The following is a 22,990-nucleotide window of genomic DNA, read 5'->3' on the forward strand; positions in this document are numbered from 1 at the left end:
CGCCCACCGCAGGTCTCTGGGTCGCCACAGGAAGGTGGTCGTGGCCTTAGCGGCGGCGACGACCCTCCTCGGCGGCGCGCTGTACGCCAACGCGAACGCCGCGTCCGTCCAGTCCGATCCGTCCGCCAGTGCCTCCGCGTCGGCCCCCGGATCCGCCTCCCCGTCCACCCCCGGATCGGCGTCCCCGTCACACCCCGGATCCACGTCCCCTTCCACCCCCGCCTCCGCATCCGCCCCCGCACCCACCGGAACGGCCGGGACGGGCTCGTCCGTCTCGGCCGTGGTCGACGCCGCCACCGCCTTCCTGGACACCTTGGACGACGACCAACAGGCCGACGTACTCCTCGACTTCACGCAGGCCAACGCCATCGCCTGGTCGAACGAGGCGTGCGGTGCCACCTGCCGGGTCGGCATCGAACTGAGCACCCTCAGCGACACCCAGCTCACCGCCGCCAAAGCGGTGGTCGAGGCCGCCACGGGCACCGGCACCGACACCGGCTACGACCAGATCAGCCAGATCCTCGCGGCCGACGACGTCCTCGGCGAGACCGACAGCAGCTACGGCAGCGGCAACTACTACCTCGCCTTCCTGGGCACCCCGAGCACCTCCGGCACCTGGCAACTGCACTTCGGCGGCGACCAGTTGGCCGTGAACCTCACCTACAAGGACGGGGAGGTCGTGGGCACCACCCCGTACTTCGCCGGCGTGGAACCCGCCACCTGGACCGCCGACGACACCACCTACGCACCCCTCTCCGGGATGCACGACGGCATGGTGTCGATGCTCGAAGGCCTGAGCGACGACGAGGCGACGGAGGCGAAGCTCTCCGACTCCACCACCGACGTGGTGCTCGGCCCGGACGAGGACGGCGCCTTCCCCGACACCAAGGAGGGCCTCGCGGTCAGCGAACTGACCGACGAACAGCAGCAGTTGGTTCTCGACGCCATTACTCCGTGGGTCGAGGCCGCGGACGACACGACCGCCGCGTCCACCCTGAGCACCTACAAGTCGGAGCTCGCCGACACCTACATCTCGTACTCCGGCACCACGGCACTCGACACCGCCGGCGACTACGTCCGCATCGACGGACCCGGCGTCTGGATCGAGTTCTCCGTCAAGGACGGCGTCGTCGACACCGGCCAGCTCAACTACAGCTCCGTCTACCGCGACCACGACACCGACTACGGAGGAGAGTTCTCGTTCTCCTGACCCACCCGACAACGTAATGGGCGGCGCTGCTCCCGGCGGCGCCGCCCGCTGTCGTGCATTCCCTCGGTCGGTATTCTTGTCCGGCCCTATTTCTCACCTCGCGGAATTCGCTATCGGAATCGCCCCGCAAGGGAAAGTCGATATTACGGACCGCGCCGATGCAACCGGTCCCCGCCCGCCAGAATCGCCGCCGCCAACGCGTCCGCCGCCCCCTGCGCCGACACCCCGCGCCGCCCGTGCACCAGCACGAAGTCGACCTCGCCCAGCTCCGGCAACCCGGCCCGCTCCGGCATCCGCACCAACCCCGGCGGCACCAGCCCCCGTGAGTGCGCCATCACCCCCAGCCCCGCCCGCGCCGCCGCGATCAGCCCGTTCAGGCTCCCGCTCGTGCACGCGATACGCCACGCCCGCCCCTGCCGCTCCAGCGCCTCCAACGCGAGCGCCCGCGTGATGCCCGGCGGTGGATAGACGATCAGCGGCACGGGACGATCGGCGTCCAGGCGGAGCCGCTCCGCGCCGATCCACACCAGCTTGTCGTGCCAGACCAGCTCGCCCCGCGGATCCTCGGCACGCCGCTTCGCCAGCACCAGGTCCAGCTTCCCGGCGGCGAGCTGTTCGTGGAGCGTGCCGGACAGCTCCACCGTCAGTTCGAGGTCGACCTCGGGATGGTCGTACCGGAAGCCCTCCAGGATCTCCGGGAGCCGGGTCAGGACGAAGTCCTCGGACGCGCCGAAGCGGAGCCGGCCGCGCAGCCGGGTGCCGGTGAAGAACGCCGACGCCTGCTCCTGCACCTCCAGGATCCGGCGCGCGAAGCCGAGCATCGCCTCGCCGTCCTCCGTCAGCTCCACGGAGTGCGTGTCCCGGGTGAACAGCTGCCGTCCCGTCGCGTCCTCCAGGCGCCGCACATGCTGGCTCACGGTGGACTGGCGCAGCCCGAGCCGCCGGGCGGCCTGCGTGAAACTCAGGGTCTGGGACACCGCGAGGAACGTACGCAGGTGAGAGGGGTCGTACATGCCATACACCCTACGCGGCTATCGCGAAACGTGATGACAGTCAGAGCGGTACAACGGATTCCCGATCAAGGGTCCGGAGAGGAGGATGGGGAGGGCACGAGTCCGCGCCGCACGACGGACCGGACGTACAGCGAGACACGCGAGACAGTGGAGCACAGTGAAACGCCTGCGATGGCCGAGTCGGATGCCGATCGACCCCTACATCCTGCTGCTCCTCGGGACGGTGGGCCTCGCCGCACTCCTCCCCGCCCGAGGCACCGGCGCCGACGTCGCCTCGGGCGCCTCCACGGCCGCGATCGCCTTCCTCTTCTTCCTCTACGGCGCCCGGCTGTCGACCCGTGAGGCACTCGACGGGCTCAAGCACTGGCGACTGCACATCACGGTCCTGGCCTGCACCTTCGTCGTCTTCCCGCTGCTCGGCCTGGCCGCCCGCGGTCTCGTCCCGGTGCTGCTGACCCACCCCCTCTACCAGGGTCTGCTCTTCCTCACCCTCGTCCCGTCGACCGTCCAGTCGTCGATCGCGTTCACGTCGATCGCGCGCGGCAACGTGCCCGCCGCGATCTGCGCCGGCTCCTTCTCCTCGCTCGCCGGCATCGTCATCACCCCGCTGCTCGCGGCGGCGCTGCTCGGCGGCAACGCGGGTGGCTTCTCCGCCGATTCGCTGGTCAAGATCGTGCTGCAACTCCTTGTGCCGTTCCTGGCGGGGCAGTTGCTGCGGCACTGGGTCGGCGGCTTCATCACCCGGCACAAGAAGGTCCTCGGCTACGTCGACCGGGCCTCGATCCTCCTCGTCGTCTACACCGCGTTCAGCGAGGGCATGGTCCAGGGCATCTGGCACCAGGTCAGCGCCCTCCGCCTCGCCGGACTGCTCGCCGTCGAGGCCGTCGTCCTCGCCGTGATGCTCACCCTGACCTGGTACGGCGGCAAGGCGCTGCGCTTCGACCGGGAGGACCGGATCGCCATCCAGTTCGCCGGCTCGAAGAAGTCCCTCGCCTCCGGACTGCCCATGGCCAGCGTCCTGTTCGGCGCCCACGCCTCCCTCGCCGTGCTGCCGCTGATGCTGTTCCACCAGATGCAGCTGATGGTGTGCGCGGTCATCGCCAAGCGCCGCGCCCGCGATCCGGAGCCCGAGGTCATCGAGGCGGCGGCCCCAACCGCAGGGTCACGAACCGCGGTCGGTACAGCGACACGTTCCGGCTGAGGTTCAGGGCGGCCGAATAGGCCGTCGCGTCCAGCCAGTTGACGTCATAGCTGAGGACGATCCGCCCGTCGCCGCCCCACGCCGTGTGCACCTGCGGGTTGTACGCGGCGACCTGCCCCTGCGGCAGCGGCGGGCTGAAACTCCCGGTCGGCCCGTGCCACGGCCCGGTGGGCGAACAGGCCCAGTACGAGGTGACGGTGGTGAGCCCCCGGCTGCCCGCGGCCATCGTGAACAGGACGTACGTCCCGTCGTCGCGCACCACGGAGAACGCGCTGCCCACACCGGTGCGTCGCCCGTCCCCGAGCACCGGCGAGGGCCCGGCCCGCGCCGTCCACACCGAGCCGTCCCAGTACTCCCAGGCACCCGGCTCCCCGAGTCGTCCCTCCGGCACCCGCGCCACATACGCCGAGGAGGTCGGCCGGGCCGCCGCCTGCGCGTCGTTCCCGCCGAAGACGTACGTCCAGCCGCCCGCCGCGACCACTGTCGTCCCGAACTGCACCCGCCGGGACGGGTCCTGGACCAACTGCTGGTCGAAGACCTTCACGATCGACTCCACCCGCAGGTCCGGCAGCGACAGCGTGGCCACCTCGGTCGCCGTCGGCACACCGTAGATCCACGGGTACTGTCCGGCCGTCCGCGTCCACAGCAGCACCCGTACGACGGACTCGGCCGACCCGGGGGAGCGGGGCTCGACGCGGGCTGCCACCGGCCAACGCCACTCGTTCGGAGCCGGATCGGGGAACAGCGGCGCGGGCAGCGTGAGTCGGGGCTTCCCGTCGCGCATCACCACCGCCGAGTTGCGCACCAGCGGCGCGGTGGTGTCCCGCCAGGCGTACGACTCGCCGACCGGGTTGGGCGGGCCGTGCACCTGGCCGAGGTAGGTGTCGGAGAACAGCCACAGCATCCGCCCGTCCGGCAGCCGCACCGAGTGGGTGCCGTCGCCGCCGGTCCAGTCGTCGGTACGGGACTCGTCGTCGCCGTACGCGGCAAAGGAGTTGGTGAGCTTCGTGTCGTTCGACCAGGAGCGCACCGTACGGGCCGTGCACGTGCCGCCGCCCTCCCCGTCGTGGTGCCGGGGGAGGGCGGTGAGGAGCACGGCCGCGAGAGCCAGGGTCAGCAGCAGGCCGACCCCGGCTCCCGTCCGCCGTCGTGCTCGCTCCTCGGGCACGCCCGGGACGTTAGCGGCTGTCGCTCACCCGGTCCATGGGCAGCCACAGGACGGTCCCGTCGGTGGGGGGCTCGGGTGCGGCCAGCTCGTCGTCCGTCAACAGCCGGTCCCAGACGTGGACTTCGTCGATCGACCCGGTGAAGTACTGCATGCTGTCCATGCGCTGGCCGACATGCACACCGAACGGCGAGTTGCGGCTGACGGAGCCCACGATGTCCGCCGTGCTCACCGCCGTACCGTCGACGGACAGCGTCAACTCCCCACCGCCGCGCCGCAGTACGGCCCGGTGCCACTGGCCGTCGTTGTAGGCGCCGGCGGTGACCACCGACGTGGTGTGCACGGTCGTCGCGCCGACCCGGGTGGTGATCAGCGCCCGGACGTGGTTGCCGGCGGGCTCGCCGCGCAGCCAGACCTGCGGCTGGGTGGTGCCGACCCCGCCCATCCACAGGAACGGCTGATCACCCGTCGTGGCGGTGTAGCGGAACCAGAGGGACACCGTGAAGTCCTTTGTCCCCAGAGGCAGTCGGTCGCTGTACGGCAGGCGTACGGCGTCGTCGACACCGTCGAAGGACAGGGCGCCGCCGGACACGCCGTCCGTCTCCTGGGCGCCGCCGAGCACGGCCGCGCGCCGGGCGTGCGGGGCGAGGTCGGCGGTCGTCGGGTCGGGGCCCCGACGCGGTTGCAGCCAGGCCGCGTTGAAGCGGGCGAAGCGGATCTCGTCGGTGGCGGTCGCGGCACCGCCCTCGTAGAGCAGGCCCACCGTGTCGCCGTCGACGCGCGCCATGTCGGAGTAGCCCGACCAGTCCTTCGTCACGACCGTGCCGCGGTCCACGCTGTCCCAGGTACGGCCGCCGTCGTAGGAGGAGCGGATCATCATCGTGCGGCGGCGGTCGGGATCGGCGTCGCAGGACAGCAGGATGCGGAAGCCGACGCCGAGCGTCGAGCACTGGACCTGCGGGGCGTACAGGTCGGGCAGGTCGCGGAAGGGCGCGGTGAAGCTGTCGCCGCCGTCACGGCTGACCGCCTGCGTGCGGTGGCCGAGATCGGTGCCGTCCTGCTCGCGTCCGCTCACCAGGACCGAGCCGTCGGCGCGCTCGGTCAGCGTCACCTCGGACGGCTTCTGCCGCCATGTCCCGTCGGTCGCGATGGGCCACGAGTCGGTGGCGCCGATCCTCCAGTGGTCGCCGTCGTCGTCGCTCACGATCAGCGCCGCGTTGTTGGCGGTGACCCGACTCCCGTCCCAGGTCTCGGTGTTGACGCCGAACACGAGCCGGCCCCTGTGCTTGCCGCGGGTGAGCTGGATGCCGTGCACGGGGCCGGTGGCGTACCAGGAGTTCCAGTTCGGCGGCAGGATCTCGGCGCTCAGGTCACGCGGCTGCGACCAGGTCAGACCGTCGTCGTCGCTGTACTGCAGGTGCGGGGTGCGGTCGCAGGGGACCGAGCAGCCGGCGCCGTCCGTACGGCCCGTGTTGTACGTCTCGGCGAGCAGGACGCGGCCCGTCCTGCGGTCCACGATCGGCGCCGGGTTGCCGTGCGTGTCGCCGCCGCCGTCGTTGACGACCTCCAGCGGGCTCCAGGTGCGGCCGTCGTCCGTGGAGCGCTTGACGACGATGTCGATGTCGGCGGCGTCACCGCAGTTGAGGACCCGGCCCTCGGCGAACGCGAGCAGCGTGCCGTCGTTCGTCCGCACGATCGCGGGGATACGGAAACAGGCGTAGCCCGGGTCCTGGGAGGCCTTGAAGAGGACCTGCTGGTCGAACTCGGGGGTGGGGGAGGCGGTGGGGGCGGTGGCGTGCGCCGGGCTCGGGAGCATGATCAGCGCGGCCAGGGTGAGTGCGGCGGTGAGGGTGGATCTCAGACGTGTGCGAAGCCTTGACGGCATGGAGCGACCTGCCCTTCATTCGTCTGGACATCCGGACATCCCACGTCCAACGGGCGCGTCACAGACGTTAGTTGGGGCCTCCGGTGACTCACAAGAAGCGTGCAGCCCTCGTCGTCGCACAACTTCGCGACTCGATCGCCCGCGAGGCCGACGAGTAGCTCCTCACCCCGCCGCCGGCGACCGAACGCTACCGGCTCATGGGCCTGTTGATCCGGATTTCCGGTACGGACGGCTCATGGGAGCTAACGTTCCGTCATGACCCCACCGCAGACTCCCGAACCCCGGCTCGCCCTCGACCCCGAGCGCACCGCCCTGGTCCTCGTCGACCTCATGGACCGCATCGTCGCGCTGCCGCTCGAACCGTACAAGGGCACCGAAGTCCTCTCCGTGGCGCAGGAGTTGGCCGCCGGTTTCCGCTCCGCCGGCGCGCTCGTCGTACTGATCCGGGTCGAACGCCCGGGCATCGCCGAGCAGCCCTCCGGCAGCGGACTCGCCGAGGGGCTGGCCCAGGAGGGCGACCTGGAGATCGTGAAGCGGACGATCGGCGGCTTCCAGGGCACGGGACTTGACGCCCGCCTGCGTGAACGGGGCATCGGCACCCTGGTGTTCGGCGGGATCGCCACCAACCTCGGTGTGGAGTCCACCGCCCGCGCCGCCGGCGACCTCGGCTACGACCTCGTCTTCGTCGAGGACGCCATGAGCGCGTTCACCGCGGCCGAGCACCAGGCGTCCGTCAGGCTCGACTTCCCGCGGCTGGGGTCGGTGGTGAGGGCGGCGGAGGCGCGTTTCGCGCCGGCCGGCTGAGATGGGCTGGGGTGCGCTTTGCTCCGGTCGGTCGGGACGGGGCGGGCGGGCGAACGGTCAGACGAGGACCGTGCCGCCGTCCACCACCACCGTCGATCCCGTCGTGTAGCCGCCGCGCATCAGATACAGATACGCCTCGGCGATGTCCTCCGGCTCGCCGATCCGGCCGACCGGCAGCGAACCGGCGACGGACTCGAACAGTCCGTCCCGGTGCTCGTCGCCCATCTCCCGCCACAACTCGGTGCGGACCAGACCGGGCGCGACCACGTTGACCCGCAGCGGGGCCAGCTCCAGGGCCAGTGCCCGGGTGAGCGACTCCATCGCCCCGCACAGCGCGGCGGCGACGGTCGTCCCGGGCAGCGGCCTGCGCCCGGCGGTGCCCGTGGTCAGGACCACGGAACCGCCCTCCCGGATCGACCCGGCGCCGTACTTCACCGCCGTGTACGCGCCCCACAACCGGGTGTCCAGGAAGGCACGGGCCCGCCCGAGGTCGGACTCGGCGAGGCTCTCCATCAGCAGCGCCTCACCCGCCGTGAACACCAGGTGGTCGTAGCCGCCGAGCCCCGCGAAGAAGTCCCGTACGGCCTCCTCGTCGCTCGCGTCGAGCACCCGTCCCTCGGCGTCGTCCGGGAGCCGTTTCAGTGCCGCGTCCACGCTCTCCTGCCGACGGGAGGCGACCACCACCCGGGTGCCCTCCCGCGCCGCCGCCTCCGCGACCGCGAGCCCGATTCCCGCTGTACCGCCGATGACGACGATCCGCTGTCCCCGCAGACTCATGTCCTGCCCCTTTCGCGTTGCTGTGACGCGATCCAGCCTGCGGCCGTCGCCGCCCCGCCGTCCAAGACCTCTTTCGGCGGTGGCGATACCCTGAAGGCATCGCCGACGGCGGCACGGAGGCAACGGAAGGGGTGACGTCCATGGACCTCGACCTGCGGAAGGTCCGCTACTTCATGGCGGTCGCCGAGCTGCTGCACTTCGGGCGCGCGGCAGAGCGGCTGCACATCGCGCAACCGGTGCTGAGCCGTCAGATCCGCGCCCTGGAAAAGGACTTGGACGCCACGCTCTTCGAACGCGACAGCCACGGGTGGCGTTGACGGCGGCCGGGCGCCAACTCCTCGACGACGGACAGGTGTTGCTCGCCACGGCGAACGCGACGCGTCGTAGGGTGCAGCGGTCCGTGCGGGGTCCGTACCGCCTCGTCGTCGGCTTCCGCGCGGGCGTCGTGATCACCCGCACGCTGCGCGCCTTCGGCGCCGCCCACCCCGACATCGAGGTCAAGGCCCGCCGGGTCGAATGGGACGACCAGGAGCGGCTGATCCTCGACGGCACCGTCGACCTCGCCTATCTGCGCCGCCCGATCCGCGAACAGGGCCTCACCCTGCTGCCCCTGTTCACCGAGACCCGGGTGGCGATGCTCCCCGCCGACCACCGGCTCGCCGGCAAGCGGGATCTCGTGCGGGCCGACCTCGACGGCGAGAACTGGCTGCGGTACATCAATCCCGGCCCCGACGACGTACCGATCCGCAGCATCGAGGAGAAGTTCGAGGCCGTCGCGTCCGGAGCGGGCATCACCCTCGTCCCCGTCTCCGTCGCCGAGCAGTACTCCCGCCCCGACATCGCCTACGTCCCCGTGACCGACGCCGAACCCGACGAGGTGCTCCTCGTCTGGGAGGCGGCCCGCCGCTCACCCCTGATCACGGCGTTCGCGCGGGCCGCACAAGGCCTCCGCGGTCAGGGCTGAGGCGGGGCCCCTGCGGCGCAGGGGGCGCTCCCCGCCGGCCGGGGCCCCGCCGCCGTGACGCGGGACGTGGACGTTCAGCCCTGGGCGGCCGCGGCCCGCAGAGCGATGCGGTCCTCGCCCGCGTACACGTTCATGTTGCTGCCCCGCAGGAAACCCACCAGGGTCAGACCCGTCTCCAGAGCCAGGTCCACGGCCAGCGACGAGGGCGCCGACACCGCCGCCAGCAGCGGAATCCCCGCCATCACGGCCTTCTGCGCCAGCTCGAACGAGGCCCGGCCCGACACCAGCAGGATCACCCGGGACAGCGGCAGGTCCCCGTTCTGCAGGGCGCGGCCGACCAGCTTGTCGACCGCGTTGTGCCGGCCCACGTCCTCCCGGACGTCCAGCAGCTCGCCCTCCTCGCTGAACAGGGCCGCCGCGTGCAGACCCCCGGTCCGGTCGAAGACCCGCTGGGCCGCGCGCAGCCGGTCGGGGAGGCTCACGAGCAGCGACGGCTCGACACGGACCGGGGGAGTGTCGGCGATGGGCCAGTGGGCCGTCGTACGGACCGCGTCCAGGCTCGCCTTGCCGCACAGACCGCACGAGGACGTCGTATACACGTTCCGCTCCAACGTGATGTCCGGAATCACCACGTCCGGGGCGGTCCGTACGTCCACCACGTTGTACGAGTTCGAACCTCCCCCACTCTCGGCTCCGCTCGACCGGGAGGGGCCCCCACCCGTCGCCCCCGCGCAGTAGACGATGTTCTGCAGATCGTATGCGTTGGCCAGTACACCCTCGCTGACCAGGAACCCGGCCGCGAGCGCGAAGTCGTCGCCCGGTGTGCGCATGGTGATCGCGAGCGGTTTGCCGTTGAGGCGGATCTCCAGGGGTTCCTCGGCGACGAGCGTGTCCGGGCGGCTGGAGACCGCGCCGTCCCGGATCCGGATCACCTTGCGTCGTTCCGTGACTCGTCCCATGTCCTGATCAGCCCCGGTTCTGTACGTGCTGGTGGCCGAAACGGCCCTTGATGCGGAGGTTGCCGTGGGCCACCGGATTGCCGTGCGGAGAGGTGACCCTCACGATCTCATTGTCCTGCACGTGGAGAGTGAGGTCGCAGCCCGCTCCGCAGTACACGCGCGCCGAGTCGGTCAACGGGGCGCTCCTCGATCCACTCGGCGACCTTCGGCGCCGTCGACAAGTCGACCGAGGACGCGAGCGGTGCGAAACTCACGCTCTGCGCACCGGTCCACCTGCTCGCGTCGTGCGCGTTCACTCATACGGCACTCCCCGTGCCGCGTTCCCCTACGGCTCCTCATGCCGCGCTCCTCAGCGCGAGCAGGTCCGAGATGGCGTGCACGGTGCGCAGGGTGGGCACCTCCGCACCGGTGATCTCCGCCAACTCGACGACGGCCGCGAGGAGTACGTCGAGTTCGAGCGGCTTGCCGCGCTCCAGGTCCTGGAGCGTCGAGGTGCGATGGTCACCGACGCGTTCGGCGCCCGCGAGCCGCCGCTCGATGGAGACGCCGACCTCGCAGCCCAGGGCCTCGGCGACGGACAGCGTCTCGGTCATCATGATCTCGATGACCTTGCGGGTACCGCCGTGCAGGCACATCTGGCGCATGGTGGCGCGGGCCAGCGCGCTGATCGGGTTGAAGGAGATGTTGCCGAGCAGCTTGAGCCAGATGTCGTTGCGCAGCGCCGGCTCGACCGGGCACTTCAGTCCGCCCGCCTGCATCGCCTCGCTCAGCGCCAGACAGCGCGCCGAGACGCTCCGGTCGGGCTCGCCGATCGAGAACCGGGTGCCTTCGAGATGGCGTACAACTCCCGGTCCCGCAAGCTCCGTTGCCGCGTAGACGACACAGCCGACGGCCCGTTCCGGCGCCAGCACCGCACTGACCGCGCCGTCCGGGTCCACGCTCTCGATGCGCCGGCCGTCGTAGGGGCCGCCGTGCGCGTGGAAGTACCACCAGGGGATGCCGTTCTGGGCGGCCACGACCGCCGTGGTGTCGTGCAGCAGCGGCTCGATCAGCGGCCCGCACGCCGCGTACGAGTTCGCCTTCAGGCCGAGGAGGACGAAGTCGACCGGGCCGATCTCGGCCGGGTCGTCGGTGGCATGGGCGCGGGCGGTGAAGTCGCCGCGCGGGCTGAGCACTTGGACGCCGTGCTGCCTCATGGCCGCGAGATGCGGTCCACGGGCGACGAGATGCACATCGGCGCCCGCACGGTGCAGCGCGGCGCCGACATAGGCGCCGATCGCACCGGCGCCGAGGACTGCGACTTTCACTGGAGACTCTCCGTCCGGTCGAGGGAGTACCGCGGAGGTGGCTGCCGTCCGGCCAGTGCGGACGACGCCGAGCAGAAGCGAACAGTGTCGACGAAATATTGTCTACAGTATGGAGTCGAAGGCGGCAAGGGTTCGGACAGCGACCGTTCCGGCAACTACCGTTCCGACAGCGACCGTTCGGCGCACTCTGCATACCGCTCATCGCATACGGTCGACGCGCCGCCTTCTCAACTCCCGTGCCACTGCCTACCGTCCGGGATCATGAGTCCCCCAGTAGCACCCCCGGCGTGGAGCCGCTGGCTGGTTCCCCCCGCCGCCCTCTCGGTGCACCTCTCCATCGGCCAGGCCTACGCCTGGAGTGTCTTCAAGCCGCCGCTCGAATCCTCACTGAACCTCAGCGGCACGCAGAGCGCGCTGCCCTTCCAGCTCGCGATCGTCATGCTCGGCCTGTCGGCCGCGTTCGGCGGCACCCTCGTCGAACGCAACGGCCCGCGCTGGGCGATGACCGTCGCCCTGATCTGCTTCTCCTCCGGCTTCCTGATCTCCGCGCTGGGCGCGGAGACGAAGCAGTTCTGGCTGATCGTCCTCGGCTACGGCTTCGTCGGCGGGATCGGCCTCGGCATCGGCTACATCTCCCCGGTCTCGACCCTCATCAAGTGGTTCCCGGACAGGCCCGGCATGGCCACCGGCATCGCCATCATGGGCTTCGGCGGCGGCGCGCTCATCGCCTCCCCGTGGTCGGCCCAGATGCTCAAGTCGTTCGGCTCCGACAACTCCGGCATCGCACAGGCGTTTCTCGTACTCGGTCTTTCGTATGCGGTATTCATGACACTCGGCGTACTGCTCGTACGGGTGCCGCGCACGGAGAAGCCTGTCGCGAACGCCCCCGGCGTCCTCACCGGCGTACAGGTCTCCGCCAACAGCGCCGTGCGCACCCCGCAGTTCTGGTGCCTGTGGGTCGTCCTGTGCATGAACGTGACCGCGGGCATCGGCATCCTGGAGAAGGCCGCCCCGATGATCACGGACTTCTTCGCGGACACCTCCACCCCGGTCTCGGTCTCGGCCGCCGCCGGCTTCGTCGCGCTGCTCTCCGCGGCCAACATGGCGGGCCGTATCGGCTGGTCGTCGACCTCCGACCTGATCGGACGCAAGAACATCTACCGCGTCTACCTCGGCGTCGGGGCGATCATGTACGCGCTCATCGCGCTGTTCGGCGACTCCTCCAAACCGCTGTTCATCCTGTGCGCGCTGGTGATCCTCTCCTTCTACGGCGGCGGCTTCGCGACCGTACCGGCCTACCTGAAGGACCTCTTCGGGACCTACCAGGTCGGCGCGATCCACGGCCGGCTGCTCACCGCCTGGTCCCTGGCCGGCGTCCTCGGCCCGCTGATCGTGAACTGGATCGCCGACCACCAGAAGGCCGCCGGCAAACACGGCGCGTCCCTCTACGACACCTCCTTCATGATCATGATCGGGCTGCTCGTCATCGGCTTCGTCGCCAACGAACTCGTCCGGCCCGTCAACGCCCGCCACCACATCCCCGCCCCGAGGGAGGCCGTCGATGTCGAACGACAGCAGTCCGAGTCCGCCTGACCGGCGACCGCTGATCGCCTTCGCCTGGCTCTGGGTGGGCGCACCACTCGTGTATGGCGTATACGAACTGATCCTCAAGGCGAAGCAGCTGTTCACCGGCTGAATGTTCGGGTGACACCGTCAACCCCGGAACGGATGACGGAAGCCGACAACCCGGACGGCAGTTTCCTGTGGCATCACCTGCCGTCGTACCCGCGAGTCACTGGCAAGACTGGTGGATCCCGCTACCCAAGGCAACGAGGGGGACCACCCATGAACGGCACGCGGATCGCCGCCGTCGGCCACTACCAGCCCGCCAAGGTACTCACCAACGAGGACCTGGCGGGCATGGTCGACACCAATGACGAGTGGATCACCTCCCGGGTGGGCATCAGGACCCGCCACATCGCCGGACCGGACGAACCCGTCGACGAGCTGGCCGCGCACGCCGCCGCCAAGGCCCTGGCCGCCGCGGGCCTGACGCCCGGGGACATCGACCTCGTCCTCGTCGCCACGTCCACGGCCATCGACCGCTCCCCGAACATGGCCGCGCGCGTCGCCGCCCGCCTCGGCATCCCGTCGCCCGCCGCCATGGACGTCAACGTCGTGTGCGCCGGCTTCACCCACGCCCTGGCCACCGCCGACCACGCCGTCCGCGCGGGAGCGGCCGTACGGGCCCTGGTCATCGGCGCCGACAAGATGTCCGAGGTCACCGACTGGACCGACCGCACGACCTGCGTCCTCGTCGGCGACGGAGCGGGGGCAGCCGTCGTCGAGGCCGCCGACGAACCCGGCATCGGACCGGTGCTGTGGGGATCCGTGCCCGAGATGGGGCACGCGGTACGGATCGAGGGCACGCCCCCGCGATTCGCCCAGGAGGGCCAGAGCGTCTACCGCTGGGCCACCACCCAGCTCCCGCCGATCGCCCGCAAGGCCTGCGAGAAGGCCGGCCTGACCCCCGCCGACCTCGCCGGCGTCGTCCTCCACCAGGCGAACCTGCGCATCATCGAGCCCCTCGCCGAGAAGATCGGCGCCGTCAACGCGGTCGTCGCCCGCGATGTCGTCCAATCGGGCAACACCTCGGCCGCCAGCATCCCGCTCGCGTTCTCGAAGCTCGTCGAACAAGGCGCCGTCCGCACCGGCGACCCCGTCCTGCTGTTCGGCTTCGGCGGCAATCTCTCCTACGCCGGCCAGGTCGTCCGATGCCCGTGACCTGCGCACACGTTCGGATGTGACGAGGCCGACTCCTGAACCCGCCGGCTACTGTGCGCCGTAGACTGTAGACGAAAGACAATCCATACTGACTCTACGGCTGCTGTGGTGCCGCCCAGGAGGGGGACCGTGATGTTGTCCGCAGGACTGCCGCAAGGGGCGGTGCCCAAGCTCGAACGCCCGGGCCCGCTGCGTGACCGCGTCTACGAGGCGCTGCTCGAACTCATCACCACCCGCGCCCTCCAGCCCGGCCAGCACCTCGTCGAGAGCGAACTCGCCGGGCACCTCGGGGTGTCCCGGCAGCCCGTGCGGGAGGCGCTGCAGCGGCTCAACACCGAGGGCTGGGTCGATCTGCGGCCCGCCCAGGGCGCGTTCGTGCACGAGCCGACGGAGGAGGAGGCCGACCAACTCCTCACCGTACGCACGCTGTTGGAGGCCGAGGCCGCCCGGCTCGCCGCCGCCAACGCGGGCAAGGCCGGCCTCGCCGTCCTGGAGGAGCTGTGTGCGGAGGGTGAGCGCGCCGTCGACGCCGACGACGTGGACGCCGCCGTCGCCATGAACGCCCGCTTCCACGCGAAGATCATGGAGCTGGCCGGCAACGTCGTCCTCGCCGAACTCGCCGCGCAGGTCGACCGCAGGGTCCGCTGGTACTACACGCCGGTGGCCCGTCAGCGCGGCCTGACGTCCTGGATCGAGCACCGCCACCTGATCGACGCGATCGCGGCCCGCGACGAGCTGCGCGCCAGCCTGCTGATGCGTGAACACACCGAGCACACCCGGCGGTCGTACCACGAGCGCGCGAAGTCCTGAGCCGGCGATGGCCCTCCCGTATCGAGGAGGGCCATCGGGTAGGTCCGGGCAGGTTCGCGCCGGTGCCGTGGGGTGAACTGTCAGGTCGCCGGCTGTGGTTGAGGAACGGGAGTCAACTCCCTTTCCCCACACCCCGGTTGGCGCAGCAGCAGGGCGATCGCCGCCGCCACCATCGAGACGCCGCCCGCCAGCGCGTACGCCCCGTTGTAGCCCCAGGCCGCGACCACCATGGAGCCGAGGCCGCCGCCGAAGAGGCCGCTGACGAGCTTGCCGCTGTACACCAGGCCGTAGTTGGTGGCGTTGAAGTTCTCGCCGAAGTAGTCCGGGGTCAGGGCGGCGAACATCGGGTAGAAGGCGCCGCCGCCGAAGCCGGAGAGGAACGCGAAGAACAGGAACAGCCACTCGCTGCGCAGATGGCCGGCCCAGATCACGCCGAACTGGGCGAGACCCAGGACGAGGATGACGAAGACCAGGGTGAGTTTGCGGCCCCACAGGTCGGACAGCCAGCCGACGACCGCGCGGCCGATGCCGTTGATGACGGCCATGACGCCCATCGAGGAGGCCGCCACCAGCGGGCCGAAGCCCACGTCCTTCGCGAAGTCGACCTGGAAGGAGATCCCGAAGATCGACACCCCGGCGGTCAGCACGATCGACAGCCACATCAGCGGCAGCATGCCGGTACGGATGGCCTCCTTGGGCGTGAACTGCCGTACGGCGGGCGGGTTCTTGGCGAGGCTCGTCGCGCTCTTGCCGCTGCCGCCGTAGGTCAGCGGGTCGATGTCGGCGGGCCACCAGTTCTTCGGCGGGTCCTTGAAGAAGAACGCGCACCCGAACACCACGATCAGGATGTAACAGCCGATCAGATCCAGGACCCGGTGGTAATTCCCGGTGTCGAAGGCGTAGTTGAAGATGAAGATGAACGGCAGCGAGCCATACGCGAATCCGCCGTTGACGAACCCGGTGCGGGCGCCCCGCCGTTCGGGGAACCACTTGCCGACCATGTTGATGCAGGTCGCGTAGACCAGCCCGGCACCGATGCCGCCGATCACGCCGAAGCCGATGATCGCCAGCCACACGTTGTCGAGGTGGGACAGCGCGAGGAAGCCGAGCACGCACAGCACCGAGCCGACGTACATCGCCTTGCGGGCCGTCAGGATGCCCCTCTCCCGCAGCCAGCCCGCCGGGAAGGCGATGCCGGCCTGGAAGAAGACCCACACGCTCAGGATCCAGAAGGTGTTGCTCTGCGTCCAGCCGTGCGCGCTGGACAGGGTGTCCTCCGCGGAGCCGTAGGCGTACTCGAAGACGCTGATCGCCATCATGGCGATCCACGGCAGGTAGATCATGAGTTTGCGCGAGTGGCCGAGGATGTCGCGGTCGGTCTCACCGACGCGGTAGACGCGGCCGTGGGCGTCGGTCACTTCACGGTAGGAACGGTTCGCGGCGCCGGATTCGTTCGTGGTGATGGGATCTGCGGTCATGTCACGCCATCTCCTCGCCGAGCGGGTGCGGGTTGGGGACGATGCGCCGGGCGCTGGGCCTGCCCGGTGCCTTGAGGAAGAGCGCCAGCACCGCGGAGGCCAGGCCCACGGAACCGGCCAGGACGAACGCGCCGTGGTAGTCCCACTCACCGACGACGACCGCGCCCAGACCGGAGCCGACGAGCCCCGAGATCAGCTTGGAGCTGTAGACCAACCCGTAGTTGCCGGCGTTGTTGTTCTCGCCGAAGTAGTCCGCCGTCATGGCCGCGAACAGTGGGAAGATCGCCCCGCCGCCGAATCCCGAGACCATGGAGCAGAACAGGAAGAACGGCATGCTGCCCATCTGGCCCGAGACCAGCACACCGAACTGCGCGGTGCCCAGTACGAGACACACGATGATCAGCGTGTGGCGGCGGCCGTAGCGGTCGGAGATCCAACCGATGACACCGCGCCCGGTGCCGTTGACGATCGCCTTGAGGGACATCGCCGTGGCCACGATGCCGCCCGCGAAGCCCATGTCCTTGCCGAACGGCACCTGGAAGGCGATGCCGAAGATGTTGATGCCGGCCGTGCACAGCAGACAGAACCACATCATCCAGAGCACGGGAGTACGGGCGGCCTCCTTGGGTGTGTACTGCTTGACGGCCGGCGGGTTCTTCTCCAACGCCCGCCGGATCCTGGGGTCTTGGGCCGTTTTCAGCGGATCGACGTGCGCGGGCCACCAGTTCTTCGGCGGATCGCGGAAGAACCAGCCAGCCGAGGCCACCACCCCACACAGTCCGATGCCGACCAGACTGAGCAGCACCCTGTAGTTGCCGAGATCGAGCACCGAGGTGAACAGGAACACGAACGGCACGGACCCGTAGGCGAATCCGCCGTTCACGAAGCCCGTCTTGCCGCCCTTGCGCTCCGGATACCACTTGCCGACCATGTTCACGCAGGTCGCATACACAAGACCGGCGCCGATACCGCTGCACATACCGAATCCCAGGTACGCGACGAGCACGTTCGGCGCGAACGCGAGCGCCAGATAGCCCAGCAGTGTGCCGAGCGCGCCGATCAACATGGCCGTACGCGCGGGGAGTTTGCCGCTCTCCCGCAACTGCCCGGCCGGGAAGGCCACGGCCGCCTGGAAGAACACCCAGACGCCCATCAGCCAGAAGATGTGCCCACTGCTCCACAGGTGCGCGTCGTGGAGCGTGTCCTCCGCCGACGTGAACGCGTACTCGGCGGAACTGATGCCCATCATGCCCACCCAGGGCAGGACGACCATCCACTGACGCGCCCGGCCCATGATGTCGACATCGGATTCACCGATGCGGTACACGCGGCCGTGGCGGTCCGTCACCTCCCTGTAGGAGACGGACGTCGAGTAGTCCGTTGTTGCCATCGCTCAGTGCCCCTTGCGTCGAAAGTTCTGGCCAGCGCCCCCTGTCCAATGCCTTTCGTGTGCGCACGGGTCCCGGGGCCGGCCGACCGCACTGTCGGCCGACCCCGTGCTCACCTACGTCATGAACCACCGCCCAACAGACCTGCCGCACGCGCCCATTGGTACTTCGCGCCGAGCACGGCCACCGGCTTCTCCGTCGTGTACGGGTACGCCACCACCCCGCGCTCGTACAGGTACTGGCAGGCCTCCTCGACCTCCACGTCACCCGCGAGCGAGGCCACCACCGGCTTCTCGATCCCGCGCTCCCTGAACTCCGCGACCACGCGCGCGGTGAGCTCCGCGAAGACCATCGGAGGAGTGACGATGGTGTGCCAGTAGCCGAGGACCAGCGCGTGGATGCGCGGATCCTCTAGTCCCAGCCGGATCGTCGCCTCGTACGTCGACGGCGGCTCGCCCCCGGTGATGTCGACCGGGTTGCCCGCGGCCCCGAAGGGCGGGATGAACTCCCGGAAGGACGCGTCGAGATCCGGCGGAATCTCCATCAGGGAAAGGCCGTTGTCGGTCACCGCGTCCGAGAGCAGGACACCACTGCCGCCGGCGCCCGTGATGACAACGACGTTGTCTCCCTTGGGAGTTGGCAGTACGGGCAGTCCGCGCGCGTACTCCAGCATGTCGTTGAGCCCGGGGGCACGGATGACACCGGCCTGCTTCAGGACGTCCGTGTACACGGCGTCGTCCCCGGCCAGCGCGCCCGTGTGCGACCCGGCGGCCTTCGCGCCCGCCGCTGTGCGACCCGCCTTCAGCACCACAACCGGCTTGCGGGGTACGGTCTTTCGGGCCGCCTCGACGAACGCGCGCCCGTCCTTGAGGTCTTCGAGGTGCATCGCGATGCACTCGGTGTGCGGGTCCTCGCCGAACCAGGTCAGCAGGTCGTCCTCGTCCAGGTCCGACTTGTTGCCGAGCCCCACGATCGCCGACACACCGGTCTTCGTGGTCCGCGCGAAACCCAGGATGGCCATGCCGATGCCACCGGACTGCGAGGTCAGTGCCACCCCGCCCTTCACGTCGTACGGCGTGCAGAACGTGGCGCACAGGTCCTGCCAGGTCGAGTAGTAGCCGTAGATGTTCGGCCCGAGCAGCCGCACCCCGTACCGCTCGGCGATCTCGACTATCTCTTCCTGGAGTTGGACCTCACCGGTCTCGGCGAACCCGGAGGGGATGAGGACGGCGTTGGGGATGTTCTTGCGACCCACCTCCTCCAGCGCCGCTGCCACGAACTTGGCGGGAATGGCGAAGACGGCCACATCCACCTCACCGGGAACGTCCGTGACACTCTTGTACGCCTTGCGGCCGAGGATGTCATCGGCCTTGGGGTTCACCGGGTGGATCTCGCCGGCGAAACCGCCGTCGACAAGGTTGCGCATCACCGAATTGCCGATCTTGCCCTGCTCGTTGGAGGCACCGATCACGGCGACCGAGGTCGGCTCCATCAACCGGCGCATGGTCGTCAGGATCTCGTCGCGTGTGTACCGTCGACGGGGTACCGGCTGCGACTCGGCGAGGATCACCCGGATGTCGGCCGCGACCGCGCCCTCCGGGGTCGCGATCACCGGGTTGAGGTCCACCTCGGCGATCTCCGGGAAGTCCGCGACCAGTTGGGACACCCGGCGGATCTGCTCGGCGATCGCCCACCGGTCGACGGCCGGCGCGCCGCGCACCCCGCGCAGGATCTCCGCCGCCCGGATCGAGTCCAGCATGGACAACGCCTCGTCGGGGCTCACGGGCGCGAGCCGGAACGTCACGTCCTTCAGCACCTCGACGAGCACCCCGCCGAGCCCGAACGCGACCACCTTCCCGAACGTCGGATCGGTGACCGCCCCGACGATCACCTCCTGCCCCTGCGGCAGCAACTCCTGTACCTGCACGCCTTCGATGCGGGCGTCGGCGTTGTACGCCCGCGCGTTGTCGACGATCCTGTGGAACGCGGCCCGTACGTCCGCCGCGCCCTCCACCCCGACGATCACGCCACCCGCGTCGGTCTTGTGCAGGATGTCGGGCGAGACGATCTTCATCACCACCGGCCCGCCGAACCGCGCCGCGTACGCCACGGCCTCGTCGACGTCCGTCGCCAACTCCTCACCCGGTACGGCGATCCCGTACGCGTCGGCGATCACCTTGCCCTCGGGTGCGGTCAGCGCGAACCGTCCCTCGGCCCGCACGGAGTCAAGGAGTGCGCGCACCCGCAGAACCCGGTCCTCTGCCATCACGTCAGATCACCCCGTTCGACTTGAGCAGGCGCAACTCTTCGTCGCCGAGACCGAGTTCGCCGATGTAGACCTCTTCGTTGTGCTCGCCGAGCAGCGGTGAACTGGTCACGTCCACGGGGGAGTCGGAGAGCTTGAGCGGGCTGCCGACCGTGACGAACTCGCCGCGTTCGGGGTGCGGGACCGTCACGACCATCTCGTTGGCGACCAGCGAGGCGTCCTCGATGATCTCCCTGGTCGACAGGATCGGCCCGCACGGGATGTTGTGGGCGTTGAGCTTCTCCAGCACCTCCCACTTGGGCAGCGTGGACGACCACTCCTCGATCAGCTGGAACATCTTGGCGAGCTGCGGCAGCCGGGCCTCCGGCGTCGCCCACTCGGGGTCCTCGGCCAGCTCGGGCCGGCCGATCAGCTCGGTGAGTGGCCGCCAGCCGACGGGCTGCACGATGACGTACACGTAGTCGTTCGGGCCGCCCGGCGCGCACTTGACCGCCCAGCCCGGCTGGCCGCCGCCGGACGCGTTGCCCGAGCGCGGTACCTCGTCGCCGAAGTCCTCGTTCGGGTACTCGGCGAGCGGCCCGTGCGCCAGCCGCTGCTGGTCGCGCAGCTTCACCCGGCACAGGTTCAGCACGGCGTGCTGCATGGCGACGTTCACCCGCTGACCACGGCCGGTGCTCTCGCGCTGGAACAGTGCCGCCAGTATCCCGGCCACTGTATGCACTCCTGTGCCGGAGTCACCGATCTGAGCACCCGTGGCCAGCGGCGGTCCGTCCTCGAAACCGGTGGTCGACATCGAGCCGCCCATCGCCTGTGCGACGACCTCGTACGCCTTGAAGTTGGTGTACGGGCCGTCCCCGAAGCCCTTGATGGACGCGTACACGATGCGGGGATTGACCTCCTGTATGCGATCCCAGGTGAACCCCATACGGTCGACCGCGCCCGGCCCGAAGTTCTCGACCATGACGTCGGAGCGCCGGATCAGCTCGGTGAGGATCTCCCTGCCGCGCTCGGTCTTGGTGTTGAGGGTGATACTCCGCTTGTTGCAGTTGAGCATCGTGAAGTAGAGGGAGTCGACGTCCGGGAGGTCGCGCAGCTGCTTGCGGGTGATGTCACCGGTCGGCGCCTCCAGCTTGACGACGTCGGCGCCGAGCCAGGCGAGCAGTTGGGTGGCGGAGGGGCCGGACTGGACGTGCGTCATGTCGAGGACGCGGATGCCCTCAAGTGCCCTGGCGGTCATGGCCGTTCACCTCACTTGTACATCGTCTGGTTCATGGTGCCGGGGGCGTACGCGTCCGGGTCGACCCAGACGTTGATCAGTGACGGCTTGCCCGACTCCCGCGCGCGCCGCAGCGCCGGGGCGATGTCGGCGGGGTCGCGGACCTCCTCGCCGTAACCGCCCAGCATCTGGGCGAACTTGTCGTAGTGGACGTCACCGAGGGTGTTGCCGACCCGCTCGCGCTCCGGGCCGTACTTGGCGGCCTGGCCGTAACGGATCTGGTTCATCGAGGAGTTGTTGCCGACGATTCCGACGAAGGGGAGGTCGTAGCGGACGAGGGTCTCGAAGTCCCAGCCGGTGAGGGAGAACGCGCCGTCGCCGAACAGCGCGACGACCTCCTTGTCGGGCCGTGCCTGCTTCGCCGCGAGGACGAAGGGGATACCGACGCCGAGGGTGCCGAGCGGTCCCGGATCCATCCAGTGGCCGGGCGACTTGGGCTGCACGACCTGCCCGGAGAAGGTGACGATGTCGCCGCCGTCGCCGATGTAGACGGAGTCCTCGGTGAGGAAGTCGTTGATCTCGCTGACCAGGCGGTACGGGTGGATCGGTGACGCGTCCGACCTCAGACTGGGCAACCGCTTCTCGATCGCGGCCTGTTCGGCGGCACGCAGCTCGTCGAGCCACTCCTTCCGCCTGGACGCACCGCCGTTGAGCCGCCCGGAAGCCGCGTCCGCGACCGACTTCAGGACGAGACCCGCGTCGCCGACGATTCCGAGATCGATGTCGCGGTTCTTGCCGACGGTGCGGTAGTCGAGGTCGATCTGTACGACGGTCGCGTCGGGGGAAAGCCGTTTGCCGTAGCCCATACGGAAGTCGAAGGGCGTGCCGACGATGACGATGACATCGGCGTGGGAGAAGGCGTACCGGCGCGACAGCTGGAAGTGGTGCGGGTCGCCGGGCGGGAGGGTGCCGCGGCCCGCGCCGTTCATGTACGCGGGGATGTTGAGGGTGCGGACGAGGTCGACGGCCGCCTCGGTGCCGCGAGTTGTCCACACCTGGCTGCCCAACAGGATCGCCGGCTTCTCGGCGTGCACCAGCAGGTCGGCGAGCTTCTCGATCGCCTCCGGGTCGCCGGCCGAGCGGGTCGAGGCACGGTAGGCGCCGGTCTTCGGCACCCGCGCCCTGCTCACCGGCACCTTGGCGTCCAGCACGTCACGCGGGATCTCCAGGAAGGAGGGTCCGGGCGCACCGTGGTAGCACTCGCGGAACGCCATCGACACCATGTCCGCGGCGCGCGCCGTGTCCGGCACGGTCGCCGCGAACTTGGTGATCGGCGTCATCATGTCGACGTGCGGCAGGTCCTGGAGGGACCCCATCTTGTGCTGGGCCAGGGCCCCTTGGCCGCCGATCAGCAGCATCGGGGACTCCGCGCGGAAGGCGTTGGCGACACCGGTGACGGCGTCGGTCGTACCGGGACCCGCGGTGACCACCGCGCACCCTGGCCTGCCGGTGATCCGCGCGTAGCCGTCGGCGGCGTGGGCGGCGACCTGCTCGTGCCGTACGTCGACGACTTCTATGCCCTCGTCGACGCAGCCGTCGTAGATGTCGATGATGTGGCCGCCGCACAGCGTGTAGATGCGGTCGACCCCCTCGGCCTTCAGGGCTTTGGCGACGAGATGACCACCGGAAATCACGTCCTGGGTGTCGTCGGGCATGGCGAAGTCCTGTCCCTTCGTAGGGGGTTGGAACGCTCTCGCGGTACA

Annotated in this window: 19 protein-coding genes and 1 pseudogene; 8 read left to right on the forward strand and 12 right to left on the reverse strand. The window is 69.7% G+C overall.

All coding sequences use genetic code 11. The annotated features are described in order from the left end of the window. Positions 1-40 precede the first annotated feature (40 nt). A complete protein-coding gene (locus ACIQBL_RS09545; RefSeq protein ID WP_401938737.1) occupies positions 41-1,210 on the forward strand; it encodes a DUF3500 domain-containing protein in 1,170 nt (389 codons plus the stop codon). A gap of 143 nt (positions 1,211-1,353) precedes the next feature. Here the strand turns inward: ACIQBL_RS09545 and ACIQBL_RS09550 are convergent, their stop codons facing one another. Then, entirely contained in the window at positions 1,354-2,223 is an 870-nt protein-coding gene (locus tag ACIQBL_RS09550; protein WP_401938739.1) for a LysR substrate-binding domain-containing protein, read from the reverse strand. Positions 2,224-2,407: 184 nt separating this feature from the next. Between ACIQBL_RS09550 and ACIQBL_RS09555 the strand changes: the two genes are divergently transcribed. Next, entirely contained in the window at positions 2,408-3,424 is a 1,017-nt protein-coding gene (locus ACIQBL_RS09555; RefSeq protein WP_401938742.1) for a bile acid:sodium symporter family protein, read from the forward strand. Here the strand turns inward: ACIQBL_RS09555 and ACIQBL_RS09560 are convergent. Then, positions 3,357-4,592 carry a DUF4185 domain-containing protein gene (locus ACIQBL_RS09560; protein ID WP_401938744.1) on the reverse strand — a complete coding sequence of 412 codons (1,236 nt, stop codon included), beginning with the start codon at positions 4,590-4,592 and terminating at the stop codon, positions 3,357-3,359. The genes ACIQBL_RS09555 and ACIQBL_RS09560 overlap by 68 nt on opposite strands. Before the next feature lie 10 nt (positions 4,593-4,602). Continuing rightward, complete coding sequence (locus ACIQBL_RS09565; protein WP_401938745.1) at positions 4,603-6,474, reverse strand: exo-alpha-sialidase; 1,872 nt, start codon at positions 6,472-6,474, stop codon at positions 4,603-4,605. Positions 6,475-6,729: 255 nt separating this feature from the next. Here ACIQBL_RS09565 and ACIQBL_RS09570 point away from each other — a divergent pair, with 255 nt between their 5' ends. Further along, on the forward strand, positions 6,730-7,278 hold the full coding sequence (locus tag ACIQBL_RS09570) for an isochorismatase family protein (protein WP_401938748.1): 549 nt from the start codon (positions 6,730-6,732) through the stop codon (positions 7,276-7,278). A 57-nt stretch (positions 7,279-7,335) separates the two neighbouring features. Here ACIQBL_RS09570 and ACIQBL_RS09575 read toward each other — a convergent pair whose 3' ends face one another. Further along, a complete protein-coding gene (locus tag ACIQBL_RS09575; protein ID WP_401938750.1) occupies positions 7,336-8,055 on the reverse strand; it encodes an SDR family oxidoreductase in 720 nt (239 codons plus the stop codon). A 140-nt stretch (positions 8,056-8,195) separates the two neighbouring features. Here ACIQBL_RS09575 and ACIQBL_RS09580 point away from each other — a divergent pair, with 140 nt between their 5' ends. Beyond that, positions 8,196-8,372: a LysR family transcriptional regulator gene (locus ACIQBL_RS09580; protein ID WP_401938753.1), complete on the forward strand. Its 177-nt coding sequence runs from the start codon at positions 8,196-8,198 to the stop codon at positions 8,370-8,372. Continuing rightward, the gene (locus ACIQBL_RS09585) at positions 8,363-9,019 is read left to right on the forward strand and encodes a LysR family substrate-binding domain-containing protein (protein WP_401938756.1); all 657 of its coding nucleotides are present in this window, start codon (positions 8,363-8,365) and stop codon (positions 9,017-9,019) included. The genes ACIQBL_RS09580 and ACIQBL_RS09585 overlap by 10 nt, the downstream gene beginning before the upstream one ends. Before the next feature lie 74 nt (positions 9,020-9,093). Here ACIQBL_RS09585 and fdhD read toward each other — a convergent pair whose 3' ends face one another. The 3 genes and pseudogenes from fdhD to ACIQBL_RS09600 form a co-directional block, all read right to left on the reverse strand. After that, on the reverse strand, positions 9,094-9,978 hold the full coding sequence (fdhD, locus tag ACIQBL_RS09590; protein WP_401938758.1) for a formate dehydrogenase accessory sulfurtransferase FdhD: 885 nt from the start codon (positions 9,976-9,978) through the stop codon (positions 9,094-9,096). 7 nt (positions 9,979-9,985) lie between these two features. Beyond that, a pseudogene (locus tag ACIQBL_RS09595) lies at positions 9,986-10,135 on the reverse strand (Fe-S-binding domain-containing protein); the annotation flags it as partial. Between the two features lie 178 nt (positions 10,136-10,313). After that, complete coding sequence (locus ACIQBL_RS09600) at positions 10,314-11,285, reverse strand: 2-dehydropantoate 2-reductase (protein WP_401938759.1); 972 nt, start codon at positions 11,283-11,285, stop codon at positions 10,314-10,316. A gap of 261 nt (positions 11,286-11,546) precedes the next feature. Between ACIQBL_RS09600 and ACIQBL_RS09605 the strand changes: the two genes are divergently transcribed. From ACIQBL_RS09605 to ACIQBL_RS09615, 3 genes are all read left to right on the forward strand, one after another. Further along, positions 11,547-12,878 carry an OFA family MFS transporter gene (locus tag ACIQBL_RS09605; RefSeq protein ID WP_401938762.1) on the forward strand — a complete coding sequence of 444 codons (1,332 nt, stop codon included), beginning with the start codon at positions 11,547-11,549 and terminating at the stop codon, positions 12,876-12,878. A 252-nt stretch (positions 12,879-13,130) separates the two neighbouring features. Continuing rightward, positions 13,131-14,069, forward strand: coding sequence for a beta-ketoacyl-ACP synthase III (locus ACIQBL_RS09610; RefSeq protein ID WP_401938765.1), 939 nt, complete (start codon positions 13,131-13,133; stop codon positions 14,067-14,069). Positions 14,070-14,201: 132 nt separating this feature from the next. Then, on the forward strand, positions 14,202-14,879 hold the full coding sequence (locus tag ACIQBL_RS09615; protein WP_401938962.1) for a GntR family transcriptional regulator: 678 nt from the start codon (positions 14,202-14,204) through the stop codon (positions 14,877-14,879). A gap of 80 nt (positions 14,880-14,959) precedes the next feature. On the opposite strand, the gene ACIQBL_RS09620 is transcribed toward ACIQBL_RS09615, so the two are convergent. From ACIQBL_RS09620 to ACIQBL_RS09640, 5 genes are all read right to left on the reverse strand, one after another. Further along, positions 14,960-16,357 carry an OFA family MFS transporter gene (locus ACIQBL_RS09620; protein ID WP_401938767.1) on the reverse strand — a complete coding sequence of 466 codons (1,398 nt, stop codon included), beginning with the start codon at positions 16,355-16,357 and terminating at the stop codon, positions 14,960-14,962. Position 16,358: 1 nt separating this feature from the next. Beyond that, the gene (locus ACIQBL_RS09625) at positions 16,359-17,747 is read right to left on the reverse strand and encodes an OFA family MFS transporter (protein ID WP_401938769.1); all 1,389 of its coding nucleotides are present in this window, start codon (positions 17,745-17,747) and stop codon (positions 16,359-16,361) included. A 119-nt stretch (positions 17,748-17,866) separates the two neighbouring features. Beyond that, positions 17,867-20,011, reverse strand: a complete 2,145-nt coding sequence (locus tag ACIQBL_RS09630; protein ID WP_401938772.1) for an acetate--CoA ligase family protein — start codon at positions 20,009-20,011, stop codon at positions 17,867-17,869. Between the two features lie 4 nt (positions 20,012-20,015). Next, the gene (gene frc / locus ACIQBL_RS09635; RefSeq protein WP_401938773.1) at positions 20,016-21,248 is read right to left on the reverse strand and encodes a formyl-CoA transferase; all 1,233 of its coding nucleotides are present in this window, start codon (positions 21,246-21,248) and stop codon (positions 20,016-20,018) included. Positions 21,249-21,259: 11 nt separating this feature from the next. After that, the gene (locus ACIQBL_RS09640; RefSeq protein ID WP_401938775.1) at positions 21,260-22,942 is read right to left on the reverse strand and encodes a thiamine pyrophosphate-binding protein; all 1,683 of its coding nucleotides are present in this window, start codon (positions 22,940-22,942) and stop codon (positions 21,260-21,262) included. Between the last annotated feature and the right edge of the window lie 48 nt (positions 22,943-22,990).

Source organism: Streptomyces sp. NPDC088350 (assembly GCF_044753545.1).
GTDB lineage: Bacteria > Actinomycetota > Actinomycetes > Streptomycetales > Streptomycetaceae > Streptomyces.